We start from the raw sequence: 9,495 nt of genomic DNA on the forward strand, positions 1-9,495 counted from the left end.
CGGGGCAACTCAGACGCTTCCGCCGCACGTTCAGCCGTTAAGTTCAGCCGTTTTCATCAAGACCATGATTTCCGTCATCAACTTCGTCGAAGTCGAGAATCGCGTGGTACGCGCGACCTATCGCAACCTCATGATCAAGGCCAAGGTCGTGCTCGTCGACAAGACGAGCGGGGCACAGCTCGCCGATCCCGTCACCACCATCGCCTCGCCGGTGCCGGCCGGCTCGCTGCGGATCAGGCTGACCGACGAGGTCAGGCCGGGGACCTACTTCCTGATGGCCCTCAACGGGCACGGCAGCTACCTCGCCAAGAGCGCCGAGTTCGAGGTGCCTTAATTACGTAATCCTCCTGAGTTTTTCGGCTTCGGGGAGTGCGCTACCAGGGCGGCAATTGTGAATTGCCGCCGGGAACGCTGCTGGTTAAAAGCGCGGCAATGCGCCTGCCGGTGGGCGCTGTGGAACCCTGTCGATGACGCTCTGGTTCGTGTTCGCCGTGATGACGGCCGCGGCGATCTTCGCCGTCCTGCTGCCGCTCGGGCTGGGCGCGCGCGCCGCCACCGAGGGCCGCGAGGTCGTCGTCTACAAGGACCAGCTCGCCGAGATCGATCGCGACGTCGAAACCGGCCTGATCGGCAAGGCCGAGGCCGAGGCGGCCCGGGTCGAGATCGGCCGCCGGCTGCTGGCCGCCGCCGACCAGGAGCAGGCCGCGCCGGCCAGGACCAGCCTGGGCTTGCGCCGGATGGCGGCCGTGCTGGCGCTGGTCGGGCTGCCGATCGTGGCGCTCGCGGTCTATCTGCCGCTCGGCTCGCCGCAACTGCCGGACTTCCCGCTCACCGCTCGCGCCACGCCGGCCGACGGTTCGCAGCCGCTGGAAAACCTGGTGTCGCAGGTCGAGCAGCATCTGCAGAAGAATCCGACCGACGGCCGCGGCTGGACGGTGCTCGCCCCCGTCCTGGCGCGGCTCGGCCGCACCGAGGACGCCATCCGCGCCTATCGCAACATGATCACTTATGCCGGCGACGGCGCCGCCAAGCGCGCCGATCTCGGCGAGGTGATCACGGCTGCCGCGGGCGGGGTGGTCACCGCCGAGGCCAAGGCCGAGTTCGAGCGCGGCCACGCGCTCGACGCCGACGAGCCGAAATCCAACTATTATCTTGGCCTGGCCGCCGAGCAGGACGGCCGCAAGGACGACGCCGCCAAGATCTGGCGGGGCATGCTGAGCAAGGGCTCGGCGGATGCGCCATGGCGGCCGCTGGTGGTGGCCGCGCTCGCCCGCGTCGGCGGCGGCGAGGCGCCGGCGCTGCCGAGCGAGGCGATGGCCGCCGCCAAGGACATGAGCGCCGGCGATCGCGACACGATGATCCGCGGCATGGTCGATCGCCTGGCGACGCGGCTGAAAGAGAATGGCGACGACCCCGAGGGCTGGCTGCGGCTGGTGCGCGCTTATGTCGTGCTGGGTGATCTCGACAAGGCCAAATCGGCGTTATCCGATGCAAGGCAGGCCGTGAAGGATGCCGATCGGTTGCGCCAGCTCAACGAGGCCGTGAAGACCTTCGGGCTGGATGGATGATGAGCGGCGCTTTCGCCGCGAACGGGATGTTGGGATGACACGCAAGCAGAGGCGTTTGACGATCATCGGCGGGGCGCTGTTCGTGCTCGCGGTCGCGGCCGGGCTGGTGCTGAACGCGCTGCGCGACTCCATCGTGTTCTTCTCGACGCCGACCATGGTCGCGGAGAAACACGTTCCCGCGGGCAAGCGCTTCCGTCTCGGCGGCCTGGTGCAGCCGGGCTCGCTGAAGCGCGGCGACGATCTCGCCGTCACCTTCGAGGTTGCCGACGGCGGCGCCAAGCTCCCGGTCGCCTACAAGGGCATCCTGCCGGATCTGTTCCGCGAAGGGCAGGGCGTCGTCGCCGAGGGCGCGCTCGATGCCTCCGGCGTGTTCAAGGCGGACACCGTGCTCGCCAAGCATGACGAGACCTACATGCCGAAGGAAGTCGCCGACAGCCTCAAGAAACAAGGCCATTGGAAGGACGATTACGGCAAGCCGCAAGGCGCCGCCAAACCAGGCCCGGTGTCGATGCGCGAGGGGGCTGAGAAGACGGCCGCAGGAGCGACGCAGTGATTGCAGAGAGCGGACATTATGCCCTGGTGCTGGCGCTCGCGCTGGCGCTGATCCAGTCGACGGTGCCGATGCTCGGCGCGGCCAAGCATGACGTCGCGCTGATGAATGTCGGCCGCTCCGCCGCGCTGGCGCAACTCGTCTTCGCCGGCCTCTCCTTCATCGCGCTGATCACGCTGCATGTGACCTCGGATTTCTCCGTCGCCAACGTGTTCGAGAACTCGCACTCGATGAAGCCGCTGCTCTACAAGATCACCGGCGTCTGGGGAAACCATGAAGGCTCGATGCTGCTGTGGGTGTCGATCCTCGCGCTGTTCGGCGCCATGGTCGCAGCCTTCGGCAACAATCTGCCGCTGTCCTTACGCGCCCGCGTGCTCGCGGTGCAGGCCTGGGTCGCAGCCGCATTCTATCTGTTCATCCTGACCACCTCGAATCCGTTCGCGCGCCTCGCCACGCCGCCGATCGAGGGCCGCGACCTCAATCCGGTCTTGCAGGACATCGGCCTCGCCGTGCATCCGCCGATGCTCTATCTCGGCTATGTCGGCTTCTCCATTTCATTCTCGTTCGCCATCGCCGCCCTGATCGAGGGCCGCATCGATGCGGCCTGGGCGCGCTGGGTGCGGCCGTGGACCTTGATGGCCTGGATCTTCCTGACCCTCGGCATCGCCATGGGCTCGTACTGGGCCTACTACGAGCTCGGCTGGGGCGGCTGGTGGTTCTGGGACCCCGTGGAGAACGCCTCGCTGATGCCTTGGCTCGCCGGCACCGCGCTGTTGCACTCCGCGCTCGTGATGGAAAAGCGCAACGCGCTCAAGGTCTGGACCATCCTCTTGTCGATCCTGACCTTCTCGCTGTCGTTGCTCGGCACCTTCCTGGTGCGCTCCGGCGTCATCACCTCGGTGCACGCCTTCGCCAGCGATCCGACGCGTGGCGTGTTCATCCTCGGCATCCTCGTGCTGTTCATCGGCGGCAGCCTGACCTTGTTCGCCGGCCGCGCCACCGCGCTGAAGCAGGGCGGCCTGTTCGCGCCGATTTCGCGCGAGGGCGCGCTGGTGCTGAACAACCTGCTGCTCACCGTGTCCTGCGCCACCGTGCTGTTCGGCACGCTCTATCCCGTCATCATGGAAGCGCTCGACTTCAAGCTCTCGGTCGGCGCTCCGTTCTACAACCTGACCTTCGGCCCGCTGTTCGCGCTGTTGCTGCTGATGGTGCCGTTCGGCCCGATGTTGGCGTGGAAGCGCGGCGATCTGGTCGCGGCGATGCAGCGGCTGCTCGCCGCCGGCATCGCCTCGCTGGTGGCGATCGCGATCGCCTGGGCCTGGGCGCGCGGCGGCAGCGCGCTGGCGCCGCTCGGCATCGGCCTCGGCGTGTTCGTGATAACAGGCGCCATCGTCGATCTGGTCGAGCGCAGCGGCATCACCCGCGTGCCGGTCAAGACCGCGCTGCATCGGACCCGCGGCCTGCCGCGCTCGGTGTGGGGCACCGCCTTCGCCCATGCCGGCCTCGGCGTGGCGCTGCTCGGCATCGTCTGCGAGACCACCTGGAACAGCGAGCTGATCTCGACGCTCCGTCCGGGCGATATGCGCAACCTCGCCGGCTACCAGATCAAGTTCGACGGCATGACCCAGCGCCAGGGCCCGAACTTCACCGAGGTGATCAGCACCTTCATCATCAGCGAGGACGGCAGGCAGCTCGCGGTGATGACGCCCTCCAAGCGCAGCTTCGCGACGCGCGGCATGTCGACGACGGAAGCCGCGCTGCTGACCCGCGGCGTCAGCCAGCTCTACGTCTCGCTCGGTGACACCACCGCCGATGGCGGGCTTGCGGTGCGCATCTATCACAAGCCGCTGGTGCTGCTGATCTGGTTCGGCCCGGTGCTGATGGCGTTCGGCGGTTTGCTGTCGCTGTCGGATCGCCGCCTGCGCGTCGGCGCGCCGCGGCCGGCGCGGGCCGCACGCGCGCTGCAGCCGGCGGAGTAGGGCGGATGCGACGCATTCTCGGTTCGCTCGCACTCGCGCTGCTGCTGATTGGCGCACCCGTGGCGCATGCGGTGCAGCCCGACGAGGTGATGTCGGACACCGCCAAGGAACAGCGCGCCCGCGCGCTGTCGCGCGAGCTGCGCTGCATGGTCTGCCAGAACCAGTCGATCGACGATTCCGACGCGCCCCTGGCCCGCGACCTGCGCCTGCTGGTGCGCGAGCGTCTCGCCGCCGGTGACAGCGACAATCAGGTGCTCGATTTCCTGGTCGCCCGCTACGGCCAGTTCGTGCTGCTCAAGCCGCGCTTCGAGCGCCAGACCCTGCTGCTCTGGCTGCTGCCTCCGGTGCTGCTGCTCGGCGGCGGCCTGGCGCTGTGGTGGCAGGTCCGCCGCCGTGCCCAGCGCGGCGCGGAGGCCACGCCGAAGCTGACGGCCGAGGAGGAAGCGCGCCTCGCCGCGCTGATGGCGGCGGAAAAGCAGCCGCCGGCGACTTGAACGCCGGAGGGAATTCCCGGTTTCGGGTGTTGCTCCTCTTCATGAACACGCCGCTTGGCGTGTTCATGGTCGCTGTGCAGGACCGCCCTGGGTGCCAGACCCTCATGGTGAGGAGCGCCGCGCGACGGTCGAGCCGACACGCATGGTCTTCATGGCGGCGCGTCTCGAACCATGAGGCCGAGGTCTCGGGCCTCGCCCTTCGAGACGCCCGCCCCAAGGGGCGGGCTCCTCAGGGTGAGGAGTGAGAGCGGGGTGGCCGCACGTGCGACGTGCGGATGGCGCTATTGATAACGCTTCCCGCCCGCACCGTCCCAAAACCCCCGCACTCTCCCGTGCTTCACCGGCCCCCGCGCTTTCATCTTATTTTACCATTGTCTGGGACTGTGCGTTGACATTCCGTCTGACGCGTCCGGGCAAGGTCCATGTTCTCCAACAGCAATCTGACGATCCGCTTCCTCGTGGGAGGCGTCGTCGCCTCGCTGCTCCTGCTGTTGGCGATCGGCGGTGGCACCGGCTTCATCGCGGTGCTCTATCTCAACAACCAGATCACCAGCCTGTCGCAGGACTTCGCCACGCTCAGCGGTCCCGCGCGTGACCACGCGACGCTGACCTATCAGCAGGCGCAATCGGCGTTCTCCTGGTTCCTGATCGCCTGCGTCGCGATCGCGGTGTTCGCCAGCGCCGTCTGCCTGATGACCTATGCCGCCGTGCAGAACGGCATCCTGCGTCCGCTCGCGGCGATGGTCGCGGCCATGCGCGACGTCGCCGGCCAGAAATACGACACGCGCATCCCCGGTCTCGGCCTGACCAACGAGATCGGCCAGCTCGCCGGCGCGCTGGAGGTGTTCAAGACCAACGGCATCGAGCGCCAGCGCCTCACCGAGCGCGAGCTGCAGGAGGCGCAGCGCCAGGGCGAGCGCTCGCGCTTCCTCGACGGCCGCATCCACTCCTTCAACGAGCTCGTCGCCAGCGTCGTCAGCAGCGTCGCCTCGTCGGCCGTGCGTCTCAAGAGCAACGCCGAGACGCTGTCGCGCGCCGCCAACGACACCTCGGCCAAGGCCAACGCGGTGGAGGCCGCCGCCAACCACGCCAATCGCAGCGTGCAGACGGTGGCCGGCTCCACGGAGGAGATGACCTCTTCGATCGGCACCATCAGCCGCCGCGTCTCCGACGCCACCCAGCGCGCCGAGGGCGCGGCGTCGCAGGCCGAGAAGAGCAAGAACACCATCCATTCGCTGTCGGACGCCGCCGAGAAGATCGGCACCGTCGTGCAGCTGGTGCAGGCGATCGCGGCGCAGACCAATCTGCTCGCGCTCAACGCCACGATCGAGGCCGCGCGCGCCGGCGAGGCCGGCAAGGGCTTCTCGGTCGTGGCTTCTGAAGTGAAGAACCTCGCGGATCAGACCAGCAAGGCGACCGACGAAATCTCGGCGCATGTCGCCAGTATCCAGGGCATCACCGCGGAGACCCGCGGCGCCATCGACGGCATCTCGACCACGCTGAGCGAGATCAGCGCCATCATGTCCGGCATCGAGGTCGACACCTCGCAGCAGCGCAACGCCACCCAGGACATCTCCAAGAGCGTCCAGGAAGCCGCCCGCGGCACGCTCGAGGTCTCCAACCACATCGCCCAGATCACCTCCACCTCGGCCGAAACCGGCCGCCTCGCCACCGACGCCCGCGACGCCGCCGGTGATCTGTCGCAGCAGGCCGAGACGCTGAAGCGGGAAGTGGATGCGTTCATCATCAGCGTGAAGGCGAGCTGAGGCACACCGTCGCTCAAGCCCGCCGCCGCCGTCCCACCGCCCGGCGCCGCACGACACCAGCCAGCCATCCACTCCGCCGTCATTCCGGGGCATTCGCGGCACGCGAATGAGCCCGGAATCCATAACCACGAACGGCGATGATGGCGATGAGCTGTCGTGGCATCTCCCTTCAACAACTGCCGGTCGTGGTTATGGATTCCGGGCTCGCGCTGACGCGCGCCCCGGAATGACGGCGGAGAGAGCGTCGTGTCCGGCTTGACCGCAGCCGTCACCCAGCCCTCCGCTGTCGTCGGATAAGCGTCAGCGACATCCGGGATTTCACGCGCGGTCGAGATTAGCTTGGATGTCGCTATCGCTGATCCGGCCACGCCTGCGCCGCACTATAAGAGCCAGCCATCATCTCCGCCGTCATTCCGGGGCATTCGCGGAAACGCGAATGAGCCCGGAATCCATGATCACGAACGGCGATGATGGCGACGAGCTGTCGCGGCATCTTCCTTCAACAACTGCCGGTCGTGGCTATGGATTTCGGGCTCGCGCTGACGTGCGCCCCGGAATGACGGCGGAGTGTGTGGCGAACCGCTCGCGTCACGCTGGCAGGCAGCCTCCACAGCCGCGCCGCGTTCTTTCACTTTGCCGATAAACCGCCCGGCGGAATCAGCCGGGGTTGTGATGGTCGCGCCGACACAATTCATCACAACTACGTAGTCCGCACCGGCGCCATTCGATGAAGCACCGCCTACCTTTCTAACTCACTCTTAGTAAATATAACTCATCGTGCATATAGCTCAGCTGTGAGTCGCGGCCAGCGCGACCGCTGGGGCAAGGCAGGCGCGCAGGCTGTCAGTTCGCCCGCCTACCGCACATGGGGAGAGGGCGAGGGGACGATGATGAGCTTCCGGTTGAAGATCAGAGGGCGTCTCTACGCCGGGTTCGCGGCGCTGGTGGCGGTGGGCATGGTCATGGCCGCGGTCGCCGTATGGAATCTGCGCGCCGTCAGCGGCCAGGTGGCGAGCATGTCGGCGCTGTCGGACGCGACCGCGCGCATCCTGCAGATCTCCAACCATCTTCAGGCGATCCAGCGCGCCAACCTCCGCTACATCCACGACGCCAACGAGCCGGCGCTGAAGGAGGCCGCCGATCGCGAGGCTGCCGCGACCGACCTGCTGCAGACCGCCGGCGCCGTGTCCCGCTCCGCCGAGCGCCGCAAGGCCTATGCCGATCTCGCCGCCGACATCGCGCAGATGCGGACGCTGCGCGAGCAGCTCCAGGACGCCGTCCGGCAGATCAAGACCGGCCGCGCCGCGCTGCTGCCGGGCGGCGAGGACCTCGCCGCCAAGACCGCAAAACTGTCCATCGCCGCGCGCATCTCGAAAGAACCGGAGGTGATGACGGCGGTCGCCGACATCGACACGCGGCTGCAACTGGTGCGTATCGCGACCTGGCGCTTCCTGGCGCTCCGCGACGCCAAGGCGGCTTCCGCGTTCCGCGCCGGCGTCGACAATGTCGAGCAGCGCCTTGCCACCCTGGAAGGCAATTCGCCGCCGGCCAGCGTGCTCGCCGCGATCGCGCCGGTGAAAGCCTCGCTCGACGTCAACAAATCGGCGTTCGAGGCCACCGCCGCCGCGACCTTGAAGTCGGAGGAGATCTACGCCAACGCGATCGAGCCGCTGATCGCCCGCAGCGTCGAGGCGCTGAAGGCGGCCGAGACCAGCGTCAACGCCGACTCCCAGGCCGCGCGCGCGACCGCCGAGGCCGCGATCGGCCACACCATGTCGCTGCAGATGCAGGTCGGCGCCGCGGCCGTGCTGTTCGGCTGCCTGGTCGCGTTCCTGATCGCGCGCGGCATCGTCGGCCCGCTGACGTCGATGACGCGGGCGATGGGGCGGCTCGCCAGCGGCGACGTCGCCGTCGAGATCCCCGGCCGCGGCGCCCGCGACGAGATCGGCGCCATGGCGACCGCCATCCAGGTGTTCAAGGACAACATGGCAGAGACCGAGCGCCTGCGCGCCGAGCAGGGCGAGGCCGAGGCGCGCCGCGAGCACGAGCGCAAGGCGGATATGGCCCGGCTCGCGCGCGAGTTCGAGCAGGCCGTCGGCGAGATCATCGACGCCGTCTCGCACGCCTCCAGCGAGCTCGAAGCCTCCGCCGGCACCCTGACCAGCACCGCCGCGCGCGGCCAGGAGCTGTCGACCGAAGTCGCCGCCGCTTCGCAGGAGGCCTCGTCCAACGTGCAGACGGTGGCCTCCGCCGCCGAGGAGCTGTCGTCGTCGGTCAGCGAGATCTCCCGCCAGGTGCAGGACTCCGCGCGCATCGCCCGCGAGGCGGTGGCGCAGGCCAGCCGCACCAATGAGCGCGTCGGCACTTTGTCGAAGGCGGCCGCGCGCATCGGCGACGTGCTCGAGCTGATCTCGACCATCGCCGGCCAGACCAACCTGCTGGCGCTCAACGCCACCATCGAGGCGGCACGCGCGGGCGAAGCCGGCCGCGGCTTCGCGGTGGTCGCCGCCGAGGTAAAGGCGCTCGCCGAGCAGACCGCGAAAGCCACCGGCGAGATCGCCCAGCAGGTCTCCGGCATCCAGGCCGCCACCGAGGAGTCGGTCGGCTCGATCAAGGAGATCGGCTCAACCATCGGCCGCCTCTCCGAAATCTCCGCCGCCGTCTCCGCCGCGGTCGAAGAGCAGGGCGCCGCCACGGCCGAAATCTCCCGCAACGTCCAGCACGCCGCCAACGGCACCCAGCGCGTCTCGCGCAACATCGACGATGTGCAGCGGGGGGCGTCGGAAACGGGCTCGGCGTCAGCCCAGGTGCTGACGGCGGCCCGGTCGCTGTCGGCGGAGAGCGGGCGGCTGAAGCGGGAGGTCAGCCGGTTTCTGGGGTCGCTGCAGGCGGCGTGAGGCGAAGCTTGCGCATCCGACGATCGCAGTGCTGCGCTCGTCCGTCTCCACATCGTCATGGCCGGGCTCTTGTCCCGGCCATCCACGTCGGCCCACATGCTGAGAACGACGTGGATGCCCCGGGTCTTCGCCGCGCCGAGGCGGCTTCCGCGCGCAGGCGGGACTAGTACTACTGCGTCACAAATTTCTTCTTTTTGGCTTTGGCGCGAGGCCGCAACATGGGCATCGAGGTAAAGTTCTG

General features: G+C 68.3%; 7 protein-coding genes. All 7 read left to right on the forward strand.

What is annotated here, in order from left to right; translation table 11 throughout:
- Window positions 1-64 precede the first annotated feature (64 nt).
- The 7 genes from ACQR1L_RS27570 to ACQR1L_RS27600 all read left to right on the forward strand — a co-directional run bounded on the left by ACQR1L_RS27570 (window position 65) and on the right by ACQR1L_RS27600 (window position 9,254).
- Entirely contained in the window at window positions 65-334 is a 270-nt protein-coding gene (locus ACQR1L_RS27570; protein ID WP_434861057.1) for a hypothetical protein, read from the forward strand.
- Window positions 335-467: 133 nt separating this feature from the next.
- The gene (ccmI, locus tag ACQR1L_RS27575) at window positions 468-1,568 is read left to right on the forward strand and encodes a c-type cytochrome biogenesis protein CcmI (RefSeq protein ID WP_434861058.1); all 1,101 of its coding nucleotides are present in this window, start codon (window positions 468-470) and stop codon (window positions 1,566-1,568) included.
- Window positions 1,569-1,602: 34 nt separating this feature from the next.
- Window positions 1,603-2,121, forward strand: coding sequence for a cytochrome c maturation protein CcmE (ccmE, locus tag ACQR1L_RS27580; RefSeq protein ID WP_434861059.1), 519 nt, complete (start codon window positions 1,603-1,605; stop codon window positions 2,119-2,121).
- Window positions 2,118-4,097 carry a heme lyase CcmF/NrfE family subunit gene (locus ACQR1L_RS27585; RefSeq protein WP_434861060.1) on the forward strand — a complete coding sequence of 660 codons (1,980 nt, stop codon included), beginning with the start codon at window positions 2,118-2,120 and terminating at the stop codon, window positions 4,095-4,097. Before ccmE ends, ACQR1L_RS27585 begins: the two co-directional genes overlap by 4 nt.
- Before the next feature lie 5 nt (window positions 4,098-4,102).
- Window positions 4,103-4,591, forward strand: coding sequence for a cytochrome c-type biogenesis protein (locus ACQR1L_RS27590; RefSeq protein ID WP_434861061.1), 489 nt, complete (start codon window positions 4,103-4,105; stop codon window positions 4,589-4,591).
- A gap of 422 nt (window positions 4,592-5,013) precedes the next feature.
- Window positions 5,014-6,357, forward strand: coding sequence for a methyl-accepting chemotaxis protein (locus tag ACQR1L_RS27595; protein WP_434861062.1), 1,344 nt, complete (start codon window positions 5,014-5,016; stop codon window positions 6,355-6,357).
- An 887-nt stretch (window positions 6,358-7,244) separates the two neighbouring features.
- A complete protein-coding gene (locus ACQR1L_RS27600; RefSeq protein WP_434861063.1) occupies window positions 7,245-9,254 on the forward strand; it encodes a HAMP domain-containing methyl-accepting chemotaxis protein in 2,010 nt (669 codons plus the stop codon).
- The last annotated feature ends 241 nt before the right edge of the window (window positions 9,255-9,495 follow it).

The organism is Bradyrhizobium sp. HKCCYLR20261 (assembly GCF_051168435.1).
Lineage (GTDB): Bacteria > Pseudomonadota > Alphaproteobacteria > Rhizobiales > Xanthobacteraceae > Bradyrhizobium.